The sequence below is a fragment of the Candidatus Avoscillospira sp. LCP25S3_F1 genome (assembly GCF_052117125.1).
Taxonomy (GTDB): Bacteria; Bacillota; Clostridia; order Oscillospirales; family Oscillospiraceae; genus Avoscillospira_A.
The window spans coordinates 194,549-214,547 of sequence record NZ_JBQKJT010000003.1 but is presented as its reverse complement, the minus strand read 5'-3'; the positions used below and the strand labels follow the sequence as shown (position 1 = coordinate 214,547).

21 protein-coding genes, 1 tRNA gene and 1 other RNA gene are annotated in these 19,999 nt (G+C 51.1%); 12 read left to right on the top strand and 11 right to left on the bottom strand.

Annotation, left to right across the window (positions count from 1 at the left end; translation table 11 throughout):
- Positions 1–3 precede the first annotated feature (3 nt).
- From ACTQ33_RS03935 to ACTQ33_RS03910, 6 genes are read left to right on the top strand one after another with little or no spacing between them, the layout of a single operon-like run.
- Entirely contained in the window at positions 4–831 is an 828-nt protein-coding gene (locus tag ACTQ33_RS03935) for a hypothetical protein (RefSeq protein WP_441462383.1), read from the top strand.
- A complete protein-coding gene (locus ACTQ33_RS03930) occupies positions 828–1,370 on the top strand; it encodes a DUF4376 domain-containing protein (protein ID WP_441462381.1) in 543 nt (180 codons plus the stop codon). The genes ACTQ33_RS03935 and ACTQ33_RS03930 overlap by 4 nt, the downstream gene beginning before the upstream one ends.
- Positions 1,354–1,791 (top strand): putative ABC transporter permease, encoded by a 438-nt coding sequence (locus ACTQ33_RS03925; protein ID WP_441462379.1) that lies wholly within the window; start codon positions 1,354–1,356, stop codon positions 1,789–1,791. The genes ACTQ33_RS03930 and ACTQ33_RS03925 overlap by 17 nt, the downstream gene beginning before the upstream one ends.
- Before the next feature lie 44 nt (positions 1,792–1,835).
- Positions 1,836–2,153 (top strand): hypothetical protein, encoded by a 318-nt coding sequence (locus ACTQ33_RS03920; RefSeq protein ID WP_441462377.1) that lies wholly within the window; start codon positions 1,836–1,838, stop codon positions 2,151–2,153.
- 45 nt (positions 2,154–2,198) lie between these two features.
- Positions 2,199–2,684 (top strand): phage holin family protein, encoded by a 486-nt coding sequence (locus tag ACTQ33_RS03915; protein ID WP_441462376.1) that lies wholly within the window; start codon positions 2,199–2,201, stop codon positions 2,682–2,684.
- Positions 2,681–3,451 carry an N-acetylmuramoyl-L-alanine amidase gene (locus tag ACTQ33_RS03910; RefSeq protein ID WP_441462374.1) on the top strand — a complete coding sequence of 257 codons (771 nt, stop codon included), beginning with the start codon at positions 2,681–2,683 and terminating at the stop codon, positions 3,449–3,451. Before ACTQ33_RS03915 ends, ACTQ33_RS03910 begins: the two co-directional genes overlap by 4 nt.
- 181 nt (positions 3,452–3,632) lie before the next feature.
- On the opposite strand, the gene ssrA is transcribed toward ACTQ33_RS03910, so the two are convergent.
- From ssrA to ACTQ33_RS03890, 4 genes are all read right to left on the bottom strand, one after another.
- Positions 3,633–3,980, bottom strand: a transfer-messenger RNA (tmRNA) gene (ssrA, locus tag ACTQ33_RS03905).
- A 113-nt stretch (positions 3,981–4,093) separates the two neighbouring features.
- Positions 4,094–4,633, bottom strand: coding sequence for a peptidylprolyl isomerase (locus ACTQ33_RS03900; RefSeq protein WP_441462372.1), 540 nt, complete (start codon positions 4,631–4,633; stop codon positions 4,094–4,096).
- A 2-nt stretch (positions 4,634–4,635) separates the two neighbouring features.
- Positions 4,636–5,100 (bottom strand): SsrA-binding protein SmpB, encoded by a 465-nt coding sequence (gene smpB, locus ACTQ33_RS03895; RefSeq protein ID WP_441462370.1) that lies wholly within the window; start codon positions 5,098–5,100, stop codon positions 4,636–4,638.
- 87 nt (positions 5,101–5,187) lie between these two features.
- Positions 5,188–6,711, bottom strand: a complete 1,524-nt coding sequence (locus ACTQ33_RS03890; RefSeq protein ID WP_441462368.1) for a DEAD/DEAH box helicase — start codon at positions 6,709–6,711, stop codon at positions 5,188–5,190.
- A gap of 183 nt (positions 6,712–6,894) precedes the next feature.
- On the opposite strand from ACTQ33_RS03890, the gene ACTQ33_RS03885 reads away from it, so the two are divergent.
- Positions 6,895–7,668, top strand: coding sequence for a hypothetical protein (locus tag ACTQ33_RS03885; RefSeq protein ID WP_441462469.1), 774 nt, complete (start codon positions 6,895–6,897; stop codon positions 7,666–7,668).
- Positions 7,669–7,758: 90 nt separating this feature from the next.
- Here ACTQ33_RS03885 and ACTQ33_RS03880 read toward each other — a convergent pair whose 3' ends face one another.
- From ACTQ33_RS03880 to hydA, 3 genes are all read right to left on the bottom strand, one after another.
- Positions 7,759–7,995, bottom strand: a complete 237-nt coding sequence (locus ACTQ33_RS03880) for a hypothetical protein (RefSeq protein WP_441462366.1) — start codon at positions 7,993–7,995, stop codon at positions 7,759–7,761.
- A 188-nt stretch (positions 7,996–8,183) separates the two neighbouring features.
- Positions 8,184–8,726: a flavin reductase family protein gene (locus ACTQ33_RS03875; protein ID WP_441462365.1), complete on the bottom strand. Its 543-nt coding sequence runs from the start codon at positions 8,724–8,726 to the stop codon at positions 8,184–8,186.
- A 16-nt stretch (positions 8,727–8,742) separates the two neighbouring features.
- Positions 8,743–10,116, bottom strand: coding sequence for a dihydropyrimidinase (gene hydA, locus ACTQ33_RS03870; RefSeq protein ID WP_441462363.1), 1,374 nt, complete (start codon positions 10,114–10,116; stop codon positions 8,743–8,745).
- A 158-nt stretch (positions 10,117–10,274) separates the two neighbouring features.
- Here hydA and ACTQ33_RS03865 point away from each other — a divergent pair.
- Positions 10,275–10,350, top strand: a tRNA-Ala gene (locus tag ACTQ33_RS03865).
- Between the two features lie 174 nt (positions 10,351–10,524).
- Here ACTQ33_RS03865 and ACTQ33_RS03860 read toward each other — a convergent pair.
- Positions 10,525–11,637, bottom strand: a complete 1,113-nt coding sequence (locus ACTQ33_RS03860) for a tyrosine-type recombinase/integrase (RefSeq protein WP_441462362.1) — start codon at positions 11,635–11,637, stop codon at positions 10,525–10,527.
- 35 nt (positions 11,638–11,672) lie between these two features.
- A complete protein-coding gene (locus tag ACTQ33_RS03855; protein WP_441462360.1) occupies positions 11,673–12,491 on the bottom strand; it encodes a helix-turn-helix domain-containing protein in 819 nt (272 codons plus the stop codon).
- 144 nt (positions 12,492–12,635) lie between these two features.
- On the opposite strand from ACTQ33_RS03855, the gene ACTQ33_RS03850 reads away from it, so the two are divergent.
- The 4 genes from ACTQ33_RS03850 to ACTQ33_RS03835 all read left to right on the top strand — a co-directional run bounded on the left by ACTQ33_RS03850 (position 12,636) and on the right by ACTQ33_RS03835 (position 16,088).
- Positions 12,636–12,845, top strand: coding sequence for a helix-turn-helix domain-containing protein (locus tag ACTQ33_RS03850; protein ID WP_441462359.1), 210 nt, complete (start codon positions 12,636–12,638; stop codon positions 12,843–12,845).
- Positions 12,846–13,122: 277 nt separating this feature from the next.
- Positions 13,123–14,337, top strand: a complete 1,215-nt coding sequence (locus tag ACTQ33_RS03845; protein ID WP_441462357.1) for a YfjI family protein — start codon at positions 13,123–13,125, stop codon at positions 14,335–14,337.
- Between the two features lie 181 nt (positions 14,338–14,518).
- Positions 14,519–14,737, top strand: coding sequence for a plasmid mobilization protein (locus ACTQ33_RS03840; protein ID WP_441462355.1), 219 nt, complete (start codon positions 14,519–14,521; stop codon positions 14,735–14,737).
- Positions 14,703–16,088 carry a relaxase/mobilization nuclease domain-containing protein gene (locus ACTQ33_RS03835; protein ID WP_441462353.1) on the top strand — a complete coding sequence of 462 codons (1,386 nt, stop codon included), beginning with the start codon at positions 14,703–14,705 and terminating at the stop codon, positions 16,086–16,088. The genes ACTQ33_RS03840 and ACTQ33_RS03835 overlap by 35 nt, the downstream gene beginning before the upstream one ends.
- A 111-nt stretch (positions 16,089–16,199) precedes the next feature.
- Here ACTQ33_RS03835 and ACTQ33_RS03830 read toward each other — a convergent pair whose 3' ends face one another.
- Complete coding sequence (locus ACTQ33_RS03830) at positions 16,200–18,332, bottom strand: hypothetical protein (protein ID WP_441462351.1); 2,133 nt, start codon at positions 18,330–18,332, stop codon at positions 16,200–16,202.
- Positions 18,322–19,731, bottom strand: coding sequence for a FibroRumin system radical SAM peptide maturase (locus tag ACTQ33_RS03825; RefSeq protein ID WP_441462350.1), 1,410 nt, complete (start codon positions 19,729–19,731; stop codon positions 18,322–18,324). The genes ACTQ33_RS03830 and ACTQ33_RS03825 overlap by 11 nt, the downstream gene beginning before the upstream one ends.
- Between the last annotated feature and the right edge of the window lie 268 nt (positions 19,732–19,999).

Below are 19,999 nucleotides of genomic sequence, written 5' to 3'. Positions count from 1 at the left end.
AGCATGAGTGTAAAAACCAGTGAGCTGCCCCAGGCGGCAGCAATGGCCGACAACGACAGCTTTGTCGCCACGACATCCCAGGGGACAAAGCGCATTTCGCTGTCGCTGCTCAAGCAGGTTTTCGGGAAACTGTTCGCCCTGGCGCCGCTGACCCAGAATCTTGCGCTGTATGTCAATGCAGCCACCGGCAGCGACAGCAACGACGGTCTAGCCGCTGAGCGGCCTAAAAAAACTATTATGGCTGCGCTCCATGCCATCCCTAAAAATCTGGGTGGATATAAAGTCGAGATCAACATTGCTGCTGGAACCTATCCGGAAGCCGTAACGATTGAAGGGTTTTATGGTGCAAATTATTCCAATAACTTTGGAATCAGTCTGATCGGTGCAGATATGGACACCGTTAGCATCACTGGCGGCATTGCGGGACTTGGATGTCGGGTCCCGTTGCGGATAACGGATCTATCTGTCAGCGGCAGTTTATCCGGAAACGTTGTAAGCGCCAGACAATGTACTTTTTTAAGTTGCGCAAGTTGTTCCATTGATGGAAGTGGTATCACCGTCGGCAGTTCGGCGGTTTACTTTGAAATGAGTAATGCTTCTATTTATTACACCACTATATCCAATACACAGGGCGCCGCTGTATTGGTGACAGCGGGCACACTCTATGTAAACGATCTGTCAGGAAATAGCAACAGTATTGGAATCCAGGCCGGTTCAGACGGTAATGCCTTGCCCGCATTGATTGTCGCAGGCACCGTCAATTTGACCGCTGAAACCAAATATAAGAAAGTGCGCGGTGGCGTGGTTCTGGAGAATGGAGTGTTGGTATGAAAGTAACATATACAAATCAGTCCTACGACTGCACCAAGGCAGTACAAGAGGGCGAAAAGGCCACGCTGTATTTGACGGACGGCAGTGTGGTGGAGTTTGTGGGTGTGGCAGAGAGCGCCTGGGAGAAGTTCCAGTTTGACGGCGGCAGCTGGTATCAGCCACCCCTGGAGGAGGGCAAGGCCCAGCGCATTGCACAGAGCAAAACCGATCTGGCAGCGTACCTGGAATCCCATCCTATCCAGTGGAACGACGGTGAGCGGTATTCCATTACCGCAGAGAAACAGCAGCAGCTCACAGGCAAAATTCTGTCGGCGACGTTGGCCCAGCAGACCTCCACGCCCTACAGTCTGACGTGGAACAGCACCGGCCAGGTGTGCAAGGAGTGGACCCTGGAGGAACTGGGCAAGCTGGCCTTTGCCATCGATGCCCGCGTCACGGCCCTGGTCACCTACCAGCAGACCCAGGAGGTGGCCATGCGGGACGCCGAAAGCCTGGAAGCCCTGGCAGCCATCGAGGTGGACTATGACGCGGTGGAGTAATCGGGTCCTGTCCATGCTCCTCTGGAGCTGGGGCGGCACGGTGTACTTCCTTTTGGAAGTGGCATTCAAGACCGCCACCGGCCACCCGGAGCGGATCAGCTGGACCATGCTGGTGTTGGCCATCCTTTTGTCCATCCCCCTGGAGCGGTTTGGCGCAGAGCTACCCTGGGAGATGCCCTTGATGCTCCAGGCTGCCGTCTGCACCGTGGCTATCACCGTCACGGAGTTGGTGGCCGGGCTGATCCTCAATACCTGGCTGGGCCTGGGCGTCTGGGATTATTCCCGCTTGCCCCTCAACCTATGGGGCCAAATCTGCGCCCAGTATGCCCTGCTTTGGTACATTCTGTGCCTGATCTTTATTCCTGTGTTCGACTGGCTGCGCTATGCAGTCGAAGGCGGCGAGAAGCCGCACTATACATAAATCAGCAACGGCGAATACGCCGAAAAATGAAAGGAGAAAAAACTATGCTGAAAAACTATCTGTGGACCATCTGGCAGTGTGCGAACGAGGAGCGCACCGACGGCGACAATCTGACCGGTGATATGGAGATCGCGCCCAACCTCTTTGTGGAGGGCATCAAGGGCAATCCCCAGCACCAGTACAAGGCCCTGTCGGAGATCGACGTCCCCGCCGCAAAGGCCAAGTGGGAGGCCCTGGACGCTGCTGCCCAGGCCAAGGAGTACGACGAGGTCGGCAAGATCATCGACCGCAACTACAAGGCGCTGTGCGCGGCCTTTGTTGCCGGTGACCGGGAGAAGTTCCAGTCCATCGTCAACAGCTGACCAACCGGGGCCGGGACACCGGCCCCATCCACAAAGGAGGACCATATGGAATTTGATTGGATGCTGGCAGTCAAAGCCGGACTTACTGCTGCACTGGGAGCATTCTCCGCTTTCTGGGGCTGGCTGGGCTGGCTGATTGCGGCCTGGGTGGTGCTGATGGCCCTGGATTACGCCACTGGCACCGCTGCCGCCATGAAAAACGGTGAATGGGCCAGTCATACGGCCCGGGAGGGTATCTGGCATAAGATGGGCGAGGTGGTGGTGGTCATCATCGCCGCCTTTGCCGATGGTCTACTGTCCATCATCATGGAGCAGCTGCCCATGGTGGAGATTGCCCTGCCGGAGATCGGCCTGCTGCTGCCTTTGGTGCTGGTGTGGTACGCTATTACGGAGCTGGGCAGCATTGCCGAGAATGCCCAGCGCATGGGCGCACCCATCCCGGCCTGGCTGGTAAAGCTCATGGCCAACGGCAAGGAGGCCGTGGACGCCGCCGGAGATAAACTGACCGGAGGAGGTGACAGTCAGGAATGAAACTGCTGTTGATTGCAGGCCATGGCGCCGGTGACCCCGGCGCTGTGGGCAATGGCTTCCAGGAGGCCACCGAGACCCGCAAGGTGGTGGCCGCTCTGGCTCAGGCCCTGGAGGGATGCTGCGACGTGGACACCTATCCCACGGCTCGCAACGCCTACGCCGATTACAAGGCGGGGCAGTTGACCAAAACGGCCCAGTTCGCCCAATATGACTATGTGTTGGAGATCCACTTCAACGCCGTCAAGGCTTCTACCGCCGATGGCAAAACAAAGGGCGTCGAGTGCTATGTTACCACCGCCGAACCGGGTACAGCAGTGGAGCAGGCCATGGTGGCGGCCATCGCTGCCGTAGGTCTTACCAACCGGGGTGTAAAGCGGAATAACTGGGACGTCATCCAGCAGGCCCGGAAAGCTGGGACCTCTTCGGCCCTGCTGGAGATTTGCTTTATCGATGATGCCGACGATATGGCTGTATATGCAGCCAAACAGTCGGATATCGTCGAGGCCATCGCCATGAGTATCATTGACGGCTTCGGCTTGCAGCGTTCGGAGCCGGAACAGGAGGAGACTATGACCGGAAAAGAAATTTATGATAAGTTGGCAGAGTACACCGAAACGCTGGAGGTCCCCGCATGGGCCAAGGAGGAACTGGAGAGGGCCAAGGCCGCCGGGATCACCGACGGAACCAGCCCTATGCAGCTGATTCCCAGATACCAGGCCGCGCTCATGGCGTATCGGGCGTATGAGCTGGCCAAGGGCCAGAAATAAGACAGCAGCCCCGCCAATCGGTGGGGCTGCTTTGGCGTGTGCAACTGCGTGTGCAATATTGCGCAGAGTGCACACAATATCTATTGATTAGGTGCAACGAATGATTTTTAAGAAATACTTAAAAACCATTGATAATACAAGAGAACCCCCCGAAACCATTGAGGATTCGGGGGGTTCATTTTGGTGGAGGCGGCGGGAGTCGAACCCGCGTCCGAAAGCAGCTTGACAGGAATCTCTCCGAGCGCAGTCCATTCTTTTCATTCCCTCACCGTAACGGGAAAGGACACCCTTTACGGATCAGTAGCTTCATGATGCATGGTGCGGGCAAAGCTTACCGCACGCACGTGCACCGCTCATCGACGCTCCAGCCCGGCTCGCGGTCCTTCCGGGGGGAACGGGCGCCTAATCAGGCAGCCAAGGCAACTTTATTGTTGTCAGTTAAGTTTAAAAAATTGCCCGTTTTATAGAGGCCAGGCGCCTCTGCTCGCTATTCCAGCCTCACCACCCCCGTCGAAACCGGTACGCCCCCATATGGGGCCTGCCGCGGTTTGCCCGCGGCAGGGGTGATCTGCCATTGTTTTGGCAGGATACTATATTATATCGCATTTCCGGCCTTTGTCAACCGGAAACCATACCCATTTTTTAGAACCGGCCGTAGGGGTCCTTCAGCTTCTCCGGGGGCATGTAGGTCTTGCCCTGGGTGTCCACGGTGATGGACTTGATTTTCTGTTCCTCCTCGGGCCGGTCGGCGCCGTCGGTATTTACCGCCGCGATGGCGTCCACCACGTCCATACCCTCGATCACCTGACCGAACGCCGCATATTGACCGTCCAAGAATTCGCAGTCGGCGTGCATAATGAAGAACTGGCTGCCGCCGGAGTTGGGCGACTGGGCACGGGCCATGGACACCACGCCCCGCTTATGGGACACGTTGTTGTCCACACCGTTGAGCTTGAACTCGCCCTTGATGCAGTAGCCGGGGCCGCCCATACCGGTACCCTCGGGGCAGCCGCCCTGAATCATAAAGCCGGAGATGACACGATGAAAGATCAGGCCATCATAGAATCCGGACTGGGCCAGGGTGACAAAATTGCGGACCGACTGGGGCGCCACATCGGGGAACAGCTCCATGACGATCTTGCCGCCGTTCTCCATTTCAATGGTTGCAATGGGATTTGCCATACTTATCGATTCCTTTCCTTCATGGCCCGGTCCATCTGCCGCTTGGCATCCTTGCGGGCGGCGTCCTCACGCTTGTCATAGAGCTTCTTGCCCTTACACAGCGCGACCTCCACCTTGACACGGGCGTTTTTAAAGTATACAGACAGGGGAATCAGCGAATAGCCGTCCTGTTTGATCTGACCATAGAGCCGGTTGATCTCCCGCTTGTGCATCAGCAGCCGCCGGGGCCGCATGGGGTCTTTATTGAAAATGTTGCCCTTTTCATAGGGACTGATGTGCATCTGCTTGAGCCAGATTTCGCCGTCCTTGATATTGCACCAGGCATCCTTCAGGTTCAGGGTGCCCTGGCGTATGGACTTAACCTCCGTGCCGAACAGCTCAATGCCCGCCTCGAACCGCTCCTCTACAAAATAATCGTGGAACGCTTTCTGATTCTTGGCCGCGATTTTGATGCCCTTGGATTCCATGGTGTTCACCGTCCTGTTTGGGAAATTTTACTCAACGCCGTTAGTATAGCACAGATGGCGTCACTTTTCCATGGGAAGTTTTCGGACTTACTGGCCCGTGCTCTGCTTTGTGCCGCTGCCACGATTGCCCCGGCGGCGGGGCCGGTGGCGTCCATCGGCAAAGGCCACCACTTTTCCCGGCAGCTCGGGACCGCCGGACCGCAGCTTTTTCCCCGGACGGCTGGGCCGGGCCGGCTCCTCCGGCGGCAGCGGTTTGTGGTGGGACTTGTGCTCCATCTGCACCTGAATCGGCTTCTGTTCCGGCTTCGGCTCGGCGGCCTTGGGCGGCTGCGCCGCCTTCTTTTTCCGTCTGCTCCCCTGTTTCACCGTCTGGGACGCATGCTCGCCGGACGTTCCGGCGGGTTCTGCGGCCCTGGTCTCCTGGGGCTGCCGCTTGGACGGACGGGGGCCACGCTGGACCTTGGGGGTAGGCTCAAAAATTTCCATGGGGAACGGGTGGTCCTCCACCACGGGTACGGTCTTTTTGGTAAGTTTTTCAATATCCTTTAAATAGGCCAGCTCATCGAAGTTGCAGAAGCTGATGGCCAAACCGCTGTGACCGGCACGACCGGTGCGGCCAATGCGGTGGACATACGTTTCGGGGATATTGGGTAAGTCAAAGTTGATGACCAGGGGCAGCTCGCTGATATCGATGCCACGGGCGGCGATATCCGTAGCCACAAGAACACGAATGGACCCATCCTTGAAGCTCTCCAGCGCTTTGACCCGGTTGGTCTGACTCTTATTGCCGTGGATGGCCATGGCCGGTACGTTATTTCGGTTCAGTTCCCGCACCACCCGGTCCGCGCCGTGTTTGGTGGCGGTGAACACGAGAATGGTCTGTTCCGGCCGTTTTCCCAGCAGCCACAGCAGCAGGTCCCGCTTTTTGGACTTGTCCACCTTGTAAAGCTGCTGCTCAATGGTGTCCACGGTGGAGGACTGGGGCGTTACCTCCACCCGAACCGGATTATGGAGAATCTGCTGGGACAGGTCCGCGATCTCCTTGGGCATGGTGGCGGAGAACAGCAGCGTCTGCCGCCGCTGGGGCAGACGGGCAATGACCTTGCGGACATCATGGATAAATCCCATGTCCAGCATCCGGTCGGCCTCGTCCAGAACGAAGGTTTCAATCTTTTTCAGGTCAATGTGGCCCTGGTTGCACAGGTCGTTGAGACGGCCCGGCGTTGCCACCAGCACATCCACACCCTTGCGGATGGCTTCCACCTGGGGCATCTGGCCCACGCCACCGAAAATCACGGTGCTGCGCAGGGGCAGATATTTGCTGTAGCGTTCAAAATTGTCTTGAATCTGCAAGGCCAGCTCCCGCGTGGGGGTCAGAATCAGGGCCCGGATGGGTTTATGGGAACCGTCGGCCTTTTTCTGGAGCCGCTGCAAAATGGGGATGGCAAACGCCGCTGTTTTACCGGTGCCTGTCTGGGCGCAGCCGATGAGGTCCCGGCCCGCCAGCACCGGCGGAATGGCGGCGGCCTGGATGGGAGAAGGGGCTTCGTAGCCCATATCGTCTACGGCCCGGAGGAGCTGAGGAAGTAATTGTAAGTCTTGAAATGTCATGGAGTTTCCTTTTCTAAAATCAATTTCGTGATAGTTCTGAACAATCAGTATATCATAAGCCTGACGCAAAAAGCAATGAAAATTGCCATTGACACATGGTGTAAGATAGAAGTATCGAGATTTTTTTAAGGAGGGGTTGGATTGCCCAGACGACGCCACCGTTCTCAAGTCCATGGCAAGCGGATGACTGCCCTGTATATTTTTCTGCGACTGTCGGTTATCGGCGTCCTCATTGCCCAGTTTCTCAACGGCAACTATGAGAACGTTTTTCTTTGCGTCCTGACGCTGGTTTTGTTCACCCTGCCGGCGCTGTTGGAACGGCAGCTGCGCATCGATCTGCCCGATACACTGGAAGTCATTATTCTGCTGTTCATCTATGCCGCTGAAATTCTGGGGGAAATACGGGCCTATTATACCCATATCACCCACTGGGATACCATGCTGCACACCATAAACGGGTTTTTGTGTGCGGCCATCGGATTCTGTCTTGTGGATCTGCTGAACCGCCACGAGCGCATCTCCGTAAAACTGTCGCCCTTCTATATGGCGGTGGTGGCCTTCTGCTTTTCCATGACCGTAGGCGTGTTGTGGGAGTTTTTTGAATGGTCCATGGACATGTTCCTAGGCTACGACATGCAAAAGGATCACATTCAGACGTATCTGGCCTCCGTGTCCCTGGACCCCACTAACTCCAACCATGTGGTGATGGTAAAAAATATTGCCGACACGATTCTCGTATTCAAAGACGGTACCCAGCAATCCCTGGGGCTGGGTGGCTATCTGGACCCGGGCCTTTACGACACCATGAAGGATCTGTTCGTCAACTTCATCGGCGCTGTGGTCTTTTCCGTTATCGGATTTTTCTTTGTCAAAAGCCGGGGCAAGGGCCGATTTGCCAAGCGGTTTATCCCCCGTGTGCTCATGGACAATGAAGTTCCACCTACAGAAACAGAATAGGCAAAGCGCCATTGTATGTAAACGGGCAGCCGAATCATTGGCTGCCCGTTTACATACTGTTGATCGATTGTGTTTTCCGGCTGCGTGCTTTTATCCGCTTGCCTTCTTTCTAATGAGTATTTTCAATACTACGGCAACTCCTACAATGATAGCAACAATGATTCCAAAAATTTGAATCGTGGTATACCAAGGAGCAGAGGATACAGCGTACAAGTCAGGATGGGTCGTGTAGTCCCAATATGTATACACACTTCTTGCTAAAAAAACACCAAGAAAGCTGCCAATGATGCAGTTTAAAATCGTATTTAGCGTTTGGTACTTCTTCATAGCTGTCACCCTCCCACTTTCCTATATCCGATTTGCTCCCGTGTTCCCGTTAGAACCAAATTGCACAAATTGGTAAATCTATTTGCCGCTTTTCCACCGGTGCGCAACGTTTGATTCTTGTCGTTTCCCTCAATAAGCCCGCCGCAGAACAGAGCCGTACCGCAGCGGGCTGTGAATGCGGTGAGTCGTTACGGCTGCAACAGATAGGAAGCGACCACCTCGCCCATATAGGCGATATGGAAATCCTGGTTGGAGCCGGTGGCGTCGGAGCCCACGTCCTGGGGGTAGTATTTCTCCAGGAACCGGGGCGGAATGGCGTCGGGGTTCTGGGCCCGCCGGTAGATGACGCGGCATTCCAGCGTCAGGGGCAGCTGGGCAATGGCGGGTACGGAGACCTCCAGGCCCGGTACCGCCGTCAGGCCCAATTCCTGAAATTTATCCACGTCCCGGCCGGACTTGGTGCCGCAAAAGCCCAAGATCTTCCGATCAAAGTCACCGACGGGAACGTTGATCGTAAATTCCGGATTGACGTCCAGCAATTCTCTGGTAAAGCGGCCCTTTCGGACAAAGGCTGTAAAAATGGGGATGCCCCACTCCATGCCCAGCGTGCCCCAACCGATGGTCATGGTGTTGGTACGGCCATTGGCGGCGGCGGTCAGCAGGATGCCGCCGGGCAATGCGTTGAGAATCTCCGAAGCCCGATCATAGACGGGAAACAGTTGTCGTTCCATAATGAAAATTCCTCCTTTACAGTATGGGTCGGTTCCGGTGGATGTATTGGCCGTGGCTGCCGGCCAGGACCACGCCCTTGTCTACAGCCAGGGAGCCGCGTAGATAGACACTGCGGATACTGCCGCAGGTCTGGAATCCCTCAAAGGGCGTGTATCCGGCACGGGATTCCTGGCCCTCGGCGGTGATGACCGTGTCGGCCTTGGGGTCGTAAACCACAATGTCGGCGTCGCTTCCGGGGGCGATAACGCCTTTCCGGGGCCACATGCCATAGAGCTTGGCGGGATTTTCCGCCAGTACCTGGGCCAGCTGGCCCACGTCCAGCACATGACCGCCCACCAGCAGCGAATAGGCCAGCAGTCCACGGGTTTCCACACCGGGCAGACCGCCTGGAATCTTCGTGAAGTCGCCCCGTCCGGCGTCCTTCTGCTGCAACGTGAAGCTGCAATGGTCCGTGGCAATGGTCTGAATTTCGCCGTTGGCCAAACCGTACAGCAGCGCTTCCTGATTGCCCATCTCCCGGATGGGGGGCGCACAGACGTAGCGGGCCGCCTGGCTGTAGTCCTCCTGGAAGTAGACATCGTCCTGGAGCAGCAGATAGTGGGGGCAGGTCTCCACAAACACCGTCTGCCCACGGCGGCGGGCGGCGCGGACCTCTTCCAGCGCGGCAGCGGTGCTGAGATGGACAATAATCACAGGGGTCTCAGCAATCTCCGCCAGCCGCAGGAGCCGGGAGACGGCCTCGGCCTCGGCAGCGGCGGGGCGGCTCAGGGGGTGGGCGCCGGGGCCGGTGTCACCGGTGGACAGATATTGTGCAATCAGGGCGTCGATCACGCCGCTGTTTTCACAGTGATAGCCTGCCAGACCGCCCAGGTCCCGCAATGCCTCCATGGCACTGAACATATCCCGGTCCCCAATCATCATAGCCGGATAGGTCATATACATTTTAAACGTGGAAATACCCTCGTCAAACATCACAGGCAGTTCCCGGCGAATGTCGGGGTTCCAGTCGTCGATGGTCATGTGGAAGCCATAGTCACAGGCGGCTTTGCCGTCGGCCTTCTGGTGCCACAGGTCCAGACCGTGACGCAGGCTCTCGCCTTTGTTGGGGCAGGCGAAATCCACAATGGTGGTGGTGCCGCCCCGCAAAGCGCTGCGGCTGCCGGAAAAGAAATCGTCGGCCGTGGTGGTGTTGCACACATCCAGATCAAAATGGGTGTGACCGTCGATAAAGCCGGGAAACAGCAGCATTCCCGAGACATCTGTAATCTGCTGGGCCAGATTGTCCAGATTCAAACCCACGGCGGCCACCTGTTCGCCGTCGATGAGCACATCGGCCCGGACAGGGCCATTGCCGCCCACCACCAGGCCGCCTTTGAGCAAATGTTTCATACCGTTCGCTCCCTTCTGTTTTGGTTGTCCTCATTGTACCACGTTCCTCGTCAAAACGGAACGCATGGCTTGTGTAAAAATTTTTGAAAAAAAGAGTTGACATATCTGAAAAAACAAGGTATACTATCAAAGCACTAAGGGCGTGCATAGTTGAATATGGGGGTATAGCTCAGCTGGGAGAGCGCTTGAATGGCATTCAAGAGGTCAGCGGTTCGATCCCGCTTATCTCCACCAAAAACGTCTTGAAATCGCAAGATTTCAGGACGTTTTTTCTATCTTTGCCCAGAAAATCTTTGCTATATTTTGTTATAGGAACAGAAATACCAGAATCCGTACCAGAACGGTACCAGAAAGACGATGGGATTATATGGACTATTTGGAACTGTCAGCACGTAGGATACACGATTTTCATTTCTCCGCTTGCCGGTTCAAAATGAGGTCTGCCATGCGTTCCACCGCTGTAGCCTTGACCCCATCCTGCACATGGAGATAATGTTCCGTCATATCTATCTGTGCGTGTCCGGCAAGGCTCTGGATGGTCTCCATAGGAATTCCCTGGGCCTGGAGCTGGCTGACAAAGGTATGGCGGCAAGCGTGGGGCGTCAGCTTCCGCACCCCAGGCACCGCAGCAATAGCCGTCTGAAACTTGTCCCGAAAATGGGTGGGATTGCAGGGCTTGTCACCGCTTCTTCCCGTCCAGAGATACGGGCTGCACTCCATTCTCAGCTCTGCCACCATTGCTTGATAGGCTTTGGGAATTGGCACATCCCGGATGCTGCTGGCACTTTTAGGCGGGCCAATAGCCACGGAGCCACGGATCTGCTTGAGCGCCTGCCGAATATGAATACAGGAACCGTCGGCCTCCATATGGATCGCTTCCAACACCAGCAGTTCCTGGCTGCGCATACCGGTCAAAAGCAGCAAGCGAATGCTATTCCCAACCTTATCCTGTGGCAGATATTGAAATAATGCCTGGACTTCTTCCGCTGTGAAGGAGTCCTTTTTGTTTTGCATCGGGGCCTGTTTCAACTTGTCTGCCAATTCCACAGGATTTTTCAGAATCAAATCGTTGGCCTGGGCCTTCTTCATGATCTGAAACATCATGCCACGGCATTTGGACGCCAGCGATTGATGGGCGCCGTCCTTGGTCAGATCCCTCAGAAAGGTTTCCACATCGGCAACCTTGATCTGTTTGAGCAGCTTTTTCCCGAAAGTGGCATTGAGAATTTTCAACGTATAGCGATAGCCCTCATAGGTGGTGGGGGATACCTGTCCTGCATAGCCCTCATACCAAGTCTGCGACCACTGCCCAAAGGTCAATTCTGTGGTCAAGTCCAGGCCGGACTCCAGTGCCAGTTTATAGTCCTGTACTTTTTGCAAAACTGCTTTCTGGGTCTTTCCATAAAAGCTCTTGTATTTTCTTTTTCCGTTGGGTTGAAACCCGATCATCATCATACACTCCCAAAGGCCGTTTTTGCGTTTCCGCAATGCGCCTTCGCCATTGGAGCGTTTTTTGGGCATCCAATTCCTCCTAACATGGATTTTATATCAGAATATCAGAGTGCTTGCTCCTCTGAGGATTCTGCTTGAGGGGACGTTTCTCCCGGACAGGAGAAATCTTTCCATTTGCCACGGAGCAGGGGGCTGAACATGTTGCCCTGGCCTTGAATCCGATACTTCTCCCCTGTTTCCGGGTCTTCCGTGGGGAACGCTCTGGCAATCTCCTTAAAGAGTTCACTGGCCCGCTGTAAATACACCTCGGCCAAATCATCCATGGGGACGCCCACTTCGCCAAGGGCAGCCAAAATCTGACGGCATCCTATCACTTCCATATTCGTGATTTGCAAGGGTTCTCTTTCCACGTTTCGTGCAGCGGCAATCCGCATTTGGTAGCTATCTGTCAAAAGCCGCATCATGGCTACAAATCGTGCATCTTCACAGAGACGATTGAATGTACCTTTGGGAGAAAACGGAAGTTGGATATGTTCATAGACATCTTCCATGGTAAACAAGTCCAGGTCATTCAGCCTTTGACCGGTTAACTCAGACAGCCCAATCTCCTCAATAGTCTGCTTTTTTTCCTCTGCGGCCCGGTAATCGGACTGACAGAGAAAATAGTCGCAACTGACTTCAAAAATCTCACACATCCGCACAATCATCTTGGCATCCGGCACCGTATCGCCGGTCTCATAGAGACTGATGGTGGATTTGGAGACTTCCAGCAGATCGGCCAGTTTCTGCTGGGATAATTTCTTTTCGGCCCGGAGCTGTGCCAGTCTGCGGGCAAACAGACAGTTGCGGTTCCGCTCTGCGCGATTGGAAATGCCTGCCCGTTCAGCCTCTCGTTGAGTATAGGGAAAAACTGGATATTTCACAGTGCGCCTCCTTGTATGGTATGAAATACTAAATGTCGGCCAAATCGTATCCGATATACTTGACAGTCTGATAATATCATCATAGAATGATTGTGTCAAGTATAAAATACTTGGACAATTTTTTATAGGAGGAGGCAATTTACCATGAAAACGGAAGCCTACGCCAATCTGCCGGATATTCTGAATGCAGATATGCTGGCATCTACCCTGGGAATTTCCAGAGCTGGTGCCTATCAGCTGCTCAATTCTGCGGAATTTCCCACGCTGCAAATCGGAAAACGGAAATTGGTACCCAAAGACAAGCTGATTCAGTGGATTGAGCAGCACACAGGAGGGAGCAGCATTGTGGACTGATCCCAATGAAAAAACGACTGCCCCGATTCCATCTGTTGGCGCAGATGTGGGGCAGCCGAATCAAAAAGACATAGATAGTATACTCAGAAATTCCCTCTTTGACAACCGGTCTGCGGAGTACGCTGCAAGAAATGCAATAAATGCAAAATATTCCAAACCGTCCGAAAAAGAAACACCAGCCTTTCGACCACCCATACCCTTGACACCGCAGTGGTGTAATCTTCCGGCCTTTCCGCTGGATGCGCTGCCTGGTGTAATACACGATTATGTCCAGGCTGTGGCTGAGCACAGCCAGACTTCCCCGGATATGGCAGCGGTCATCAGTCTGGGAGTACAGGCTGTCTGTTTGCAGGGTAAATACCGTGTGGAGGGAACACCGGGATATTATGAACCGCTCAGTCTGTATACGGTGGTTATTGCCGCCCCTGGCGAGCGAAAATCCAGTGTCATGCGGGATATGACGCGATTTCTTTACGAGTATGAACAGGCGTATCTCCAGCAGCAGAGAGAACCAGAGCCGGAAGATACATCGGAGCAGAAACCGGTACGCTTCTTTGCCGATGACTGCTCCAGTGAAGCCCTCACCAGCTTGATGGCAGCCAATGGCGGTGTGTTCTCCGTCATTTCCACAGAGGGCGGTATTTTTGATATTATGGCCGGACGGTACTCCAATAAAACCAACATGGATATCTGGCTCAAAGGCCACTGTGGTGACCCCATTTATGTGGATCGGATGTGCCGGGAGGCGGAGTGTATCCAACACCCTGCGTTGTCTGCCATCTTATCCATTCAGCCCAGTGTGCTGGAGGAAATCATGGACAACACCACCATGAGCGGCCGCGGCCTGCTGGCCCGGTTCCTGTACGCTTCCCCGCCCTCCCGCATCGGCAGCCGTGTATTTTGTACACCACCCATTCCGCCAGAGATACAGTCCGCTTATCAGAATCTGATTGTGCAGCAGATGGCGTTTTGCCCATCAGAAATACAGACCCTGGTACTGTCCCAGCAGGCATCCGATCGGATGGCAGTATATTTTGAGGAGCATGAGCGGTTTCTGACCGGCGAAGGACAAGCCATTTCCGACTGGGCCAGCAAGTATATCGGTGCCGTGTTGCGAATTGCTGGACTGCTCCACTGTGCGGAGATGGGCGAAGAAAGTCGGGAGATTTCTGCTGGAACCATGTCCCATGCCATTGCCATTGGTCAATATTTTCTGGCACATGCCACTTATGCCTACTCCAGAATGGGCACTGACTTGAGCATCCAGAAAGGCCGCTTTGTGCTGGCCAAGCTGAAAAAGAAAAGCATCCGCCAAATCAAGCGGTCAGAACTGTTTCAGATGTGCCGGGGAAAGTTCTTTAAGAAAACAGAAGACCTGTTCCCCACGCTGGAGCTGTTGGAGGAACATGGCTATCTGCGGCTGGAGGAACCGGAGCGTCAATCTGCCGGACGGCCAGCAGATGTGCGGATTATTGTCAATCCACTGACCTGAGGAATTTACTGCATTTATTGCATTTCTTGCAGGGAGTTCCCATTAGAACAACCGGAAAACCAGGGCGCCCCATAAAGGGGTGTCCTGGAGTGTAGCGAGCATAGGCTTTGTAGCCACAAAGCCTGGGCGGCGGAGCCGAAAGGGGCTCCCGCCCCTATGACCCCGGAGGAAGGAGGAACCTTTGGATAACCGAACCTGCGACATTCATATTCGTGTGACGGAACAGGAGAAACGGAGAATGGAGGCCCAGGCTAAACAGGCCGGTATTGGTCTGTCGGCCTACCTACGTCGGGTGGGTATTGGTGAGGACTTGACCCAGCCAAACCCAGCAGAGCTATTTGACGATCTGGAAGAAGGTGTGGCCCGTGGGCATCACGAAGATCTGGGCCATCAAGGATAGTCTCAGCCGGGTGGTGGGCTATGCGGAGAACGCAGAGAAAACCGAGTTCTCCGATATGCAGCAGGTACTCCACTATGCACAGAACTGCGACAAGGTCACCAGCGGCCCGGAGAAAACCATGTATGTTACAACCCTCCATTGCCGTCGTGACCATGCCTGTGAGGATATGCAGTACGTCAAGCGGCACTTCAACAAGACCAGCGGCAACCTGGCCTACCACTGTGTTCAGAGCTTCAAAACCGGTGAAGTATCCCCGGAATTGTGCCACCAGTTGGGCGTAGAGTTGGCCAGACGGATGTGGGGTGACCGGTTCCAGGTGCTGATCGCCACCCATTTCAATACCGGTACTTACCATAATCACCTAGTCATCAACTCGGTCAGCTACAAGGACGGCCAGAAGTTCAACTGCGACAAACGGGCATTTTACCGGATGCGGGAGATCTCCGATGCACTGTGCCGGGAACACAATCTGACGGTGATTGAGCATCCCAAGGGCAAAACACCGCGGAACATCTATTTTGCAGAAAAGCGCGGAGAGCCAACTGTCTTCAATCTCATGCGGGAGACCATCGACCAGGTAATTCCCATGGCCTATGACTGGTTTCACTTCTGTACGCTCATGGAGAGTAAAGGCTATCATATCCAGTATCAAAATCGGAAATATCCCACCATCCGGGCTGTCGGAGCCAAAAAAGCCGTGCGGATGTTCCGCCTTGGGGAAGAATACGACCCGCATCGGATTCGGGAGCGAATCGCGGTGCTGGAGCCCTGGGAAAAGGATGCACAGTGGAGCCAATACCGCGCCCGGCAGAAACAGCAGATGCAGAAGCCGCGCACAATGACATTACTGGGATCAGCGAAACACACGAAAAAAATCACCGGATTTCTGGCGCTGTACCTGCATTATTGCTACTTTCTCGGTCTGTTTCCCAAACAGCGGCGCACGACACCCCTCTCTCCGGCCATGCGGCAGGAGGTCAGAAACCTCCAGCAATATTCCCGGCAGATGGAACTGATTCACCGGGAACAGCTGCATACACAGGAAGATGTGGAGAATTTTTTGTTTTCCATTACGTTTCGGATTGAGGAAAAGGAATGGCAACGGAAGGAACTTTACAATCGGATGCGCCGCAGCAATCCCGGCGAACGGATGGAAATTCTGAAGGAGCAGCGGACAGAACTGACCCGGATGTTGACCACACTGCGGCAACAGCAGAAAACAGCGCAAAAAATTCTGGAACAGGTGCCAGAGATGGAAAATCAGTTGAAAATTGAACAGAGGATGCGGCAGCGGCTGCATCCTCCGCAGGAGAAAAAGAAACACCGTCAGCGGTATGAAATCCCCCGATAACGCACATGTACACGGAGGGCCATCCAATGGATGCCCCTCTGGGTTTTAGAGCCCCGAGTCTACTTGGGAAAGTGTCTATGATTTATAGGTTCCATTCATTATCACATTGGATCAAAGATGTTTTCCAGTAATCATCCCATTTTCATTTTGAATTACTAATCGAAATGAAAAGAACTGCTCTATTCCTTCGGTATGATCAATTACTATTATCGTTTTTCCTTTCTGACGCAATTTATCGAGATAGATTGCTATTGCATTTCGTTCCGTAACATTAAGTCCTTTAAATGGCTCGTCAATGCCAATCATCTTTGCAGTCGAATATGCTTGTTTAATCAATTTAATTCGGATATTTTCTCCGCCTGACAGTGAACTTGTTGTTTGGCCAAGCCTTAAATGCCCGAGCATTACGGAACTAGCCACCGCAAGTGTATCGAAAAGTTTTTTGTCTTTTCCATCGTAAAACGCCATGGCTTCATCAATGGTCATCATCCATACATCAAAAATACTCTTCCCATCAATTTTATATTGCATCAAATTATCAGAAAAACCTGTCCCGTGGCATTTATTGCACTCAACCTTTACTGTCGTGCCTCCAGATACCCCGTACTCGAAATATCCTGCACCACCACAATTCTGACAACACCCTTTATTGCCTGTTAAATTTGAAAACTCTTTTTTATCCTTATGAAATCTGTCTCCATACAAAGCCGATATTCGTGTGGCAACATTTAATGCTGTAGCTACACACGAGTTTTTATTACCCATAATTTGTTTTTGACTAATATATATATAGCTATCAAATATCTGAGGAAAATATTCACGCAATATTGTTGTCTTTCCAATACCAGAATCACCAGTAACGAGATTCATACGTTCTAGAGCAATCTTTACATCCACACCTTTATATTGATAAATTGAGTTACAAGCACGAACATCTATCACCTTATCACAATCAGGCGCTGAAAACAGATTTGGCATAGATTGCTTAAGGAGGTATTGATCGACATCAATAATGTAGCCCCCTTGAGTTCCTCCAGTTGGACCGAGACAAATAATCTGCTTAGCAGAAGCGCAGAATTCTGTACTGTGATCTACAAGAAGGACTGTGTTCTGCTCGGCTAAATTAATTATATTTTGTTTGATAATCGGTTTTTCGTTTACAGATAGACCAGCTAGTGGTTCATCTAATACAAGCAACAGATTTGAAAGTTGGGTATTAAACACCTGTACTAACTTCAATCGTTGAAATTCTCCTCCAGATAACGTCGGAATACTTCTGTTGAAAGACAAGTGTCCTAATTTTAGTTCAACCGTCTTCTTAACAAAACTATATAACTCGATTAATACAAATTTCAATTGAACATCCAAAATACTTCTTACCATTTTCTCAACTGTCGGTAGCAATTTGTCGAATTCCATCGTAAGAAATTCTCCAATTGATAATCCAAATACTTTTGAATTCAAATGGTCAGCATTATATTTTCTTCCATGACAACAGTCACATTCCACATTAGAGTAAAATGCTTTGCTAATGGAACATCCTGGTAGCATATCATGGCCAGATAGAACACCATAAAATTTTGTAGTTCTGCTAGAGGTTTGTCCGACCTTTTTATATTTTATCGTATACTTTCTTTCGCTGACTCCATGGAGAAGCTTGTGTTGTTGTTCAGATGACAAGCTGTAAAAAGTCGAGTTAGTATCAATTCCTAGATCTTCGCAATATTCAATAAGGATTCGAGAAAAAAAATCCTTATAGCGATTCCAGCATCGGAACGGAACATCTTTAATTGCTGTATGTGGTGCGATAATTTTGTTAACATCTAATTGGGTTACAAAACCTAAACCGTGGCATTTTTCACATAGGTTTTCTTCTTTAACTAACGAAAAAAAATCTTCATTAATGTTCAAGATTGCTGAAAACAGAAGGATTATCTTTCTGTTCATCCCGAAGTAGGTACCAATGGTCGAACGAAGGTTATTATTATTATTTGATTGCTTTATAGGGACTGCGGGTAACATATTGCAAAAAGATTGAACCTTATATGTTGGTTCGAAAACATCATCTGCAAACATCGACAAATATTCATGCTGTCCTATTTGTGCAATCGTTTCATACGCAAGCGTGGATTTGCCACTACCCGAAGGTCCAAGGATCAGATTAATTTCGTCCTTGAATATTTCTATATCAATGTTTTTTAGATTGTTCGTTCTTATACCTTTTACAATAATATTATTTTGCATCCAAAACAGTCCTTTTCTGCACAACACGATATAGATCTCTTATCAAGAAATCCAATGTTTTTTTTGCGTGGGAACAGAATCGTGTGTCGATTGAGTGGATAGTGTTGCCCGGTTTCAAGTACATAGCATTTAATGGACAACCACCACCGCATATTCCAAGTGCGGGACAATCAAGACATTCTTCGTGATTCACCGGAGTCAACTGTGACCACTCAATATAACTGTCATTTGTTTTACAGTCAAACGCTTGATCATCAATATCTGTGACAAAATACTTTTTATCGTACAAACACCCATGACAGATTCCAACCTGACCATTGGGTGCAATGACAATCTGTCCTCCGCAAGTTGCAGCGCAATCTGAATAATATACCTGAGCTTTTGCGAAAGAATCCAGCTTTCTCATCATTCGATCTTCATAAATACCAAGTTTTCTCAACTCAACAAACTCATCAATAATAAATTGAGCAGCCTCTTCATTATAAGAATCGGGTACAATAAACGTATCACTAGACATCATAATATTAAAGCCAAAAGAATGAATGTTATACGCATTGACCAATTTTAATATATTCTCTTTATTTTTGATTGTTTCTTCACTCAGTGTTACCGAAAGAGAGATATTAAGTCCAAGTTCTTGGCAACGCTCAATCTTTTCAAGGATTTTTCCAAACACTACCTTTCCACTTCGATCAATGCGCATCCTGTTTTCTTCTTCAGTAAAACCATCTACAGATATTGCAACACCAATACCAAGTTCTTTCAGCTTTTTAATACGGTCATCATCTAACAGGAGTCCGTTGGTAACCATTGACATTTCTAAATTTTTCAGGCACTTTTCAGATTCTTTTAGAGAAAGTAGTTTTTCCGCAATATATACCAATGTTGGATAGTTTACCAGCGGTTCACCACCATAAAAAATAACGACTGGTTTTTCTTTTTCAAAATCTAAACCAGATGTTTTTAATTGTTTTAAAAAGAAATCAACTGCTTTTTCTGCAGTTTCAATCGACATATTCTGTAGATTGAAATGGCTACGTTTATCAGTATCATTATTTCCAAGAAAACAATACTTACAAGCCAGATTGCATTGTTCACTAAGTATCATATAGCAAACACTGATGGCAGGAGTAGGGATTCTTGATTTAATAAACTCTAATACTTTTTCGTCTTCATCTTCTCTCGAAGTAAGAATTTTCCATTTTTTTAGCTGCAATACTTCTTCTTTAATTGCATCAGGAGCGGAGTCAAAATCTATACAAAAAGGACCTGCAAGCCATGCCTGCAAGTCCTCAAAAGAATCTCTCGACAAGTACACAGGCTTCATTCGCAATGAATGATAAAGTGTAACCGCCTCGCCTAATTCAAATGTATGCGCAAAACGAGAGAATCTAATCATTAAGCAACCTCCCATTCGAGTTCATCGGCAAGAAAACCGCTTCTACAACCAGTACACTGGCTAATACATCTTTCACAACGACCGCAAGCACATGAATTGCATGCTGTGCAATTACACTTTGCCATTGTTACGCCTTCCATGGAAGCATTAATGTTTCCATACAGTTCATTGTAATCCATTTCGTTTGCACTCATAAATATTACCTCCAGCATAAAGTTTTGCTTTATATTGACCCTTTTCGGGAAATATCTAAAATTACTTTTATAGT

Coding starts and splice junctions, on each gene's coding strand:
- ACTQ33_RS03930 (WP_441462381.1), top strand. CDS start 828: ATGAAAGTAACATATACAAATCAGTCCTACGACTGCACCAAGGCAGTA.
- hydA (WP_441462363.1), bottom strand. CDS start 10,116: ATGAAACATTTGCTCAAAGGCGGCCTGGTGGTGGGCGGCAATGGCCCT.
- ACTQ33_RS03925 (WP_441462379.1), top strand. CDS start 1,354: ATGACGCGGTGGAGTAATCGGGTCCTGTCCATGCTCCTCTGGAGCTGG.
- ACTQ33_RS03830 (WP_441462351.1), bottom strand. CDS start 18,332: ATGCAAAATAATATTATTGTAAAAGGTATAAGAACGAACAATCTAAAA.
- ACTQ33_RS03850 (WP_441462359.1), top strand. CDS start 12,636: ATGAAAACGGAAGCCTACGCCAATCTGCCGGATATTCTGAATGCAGAT.
- ACTQ33_RS03915 (WP_441462376.1), top strand. CDS start 2,199: ATGGAATTTGATTGGATGCTGGCAGTCAAAGCCGGACTTACTGCTGCA.
- ACTQ33_RS03875 (WP_441462365.1), bottom strand. CDS start 8,726: ATGGAACGACAACTGTTTCCCGTCTATGATCGGGCTTCGGAGATTCTC.
- ACTQ33_RS03920 (WP_441462377.1), top strand. CDS start 1,836: ATGCTGAAAAACTATCTGTGGACCATCTGGCAGTGTGCGAACGAGGAG.
- ACTQ33_RS03880 (WP_441462366.1), bottom strand. CDS start 7,995: ATGAAGAAGTACCAAACGCTAAATACGATTTTAAACTGCATCATTGGC.
- ACTQ33_RS03890 (WP_441462368.1), bottom strand. CDS start 6,711: ATGACATTTCAAGACTTACAATTACTTCCTCAGCTCCTCCGGGCCGTA.
- ACTQ33_RS03825 (WP_441462350.1), bottom strand. CDS start 19,731: ATGATTAGATTCTCTCGTTTTGCGCATACATTTGAATTAGGCGAGGCG.
- smpB (WP_441462370.1), bottom strand. CDS start 5,100: ATGGAATCCAAGGGCATCAAAATCGCGGCCAAGAATCAGAAAGCGTTC.
- ACTQ33_RS03885 (WP_441462469.1), top strand. CDS start 6,895: ATGACTGCCCTGTATATTTTTCTGCGACTGTCGGTTATCGGCGTCCTC.
- ACTQ33_RS03860 (WP_441462362.1), bottom strand. CDS start 11,637: ATGCCCAAAAAACGCTCCAATGGCGAAGGCGCATTGCGGAAACGCAAA.
- ACTQ33_RS03900 (WP_441462372.1), bottom strand. CDS start 4,633: ATGGCAAATCCCATTGCAACCATTGAAATGGAGAACGGCGGCAAGATC.
- ACTQ33_RS03910 (WP_441462374.1), top strand. CDS start 2,681: ATGAAACTGCTGTTGATTGCAGGCCATGGCGCCGGTGACCCCGGCGCT.
- ACTQ33_RS03935 (WP_441462383.1), top strand. CDS start 4: ATGAGTGTAAAAACCAGTGAGCTGCCCCAGGCGGCAGCAATGGCCGAC.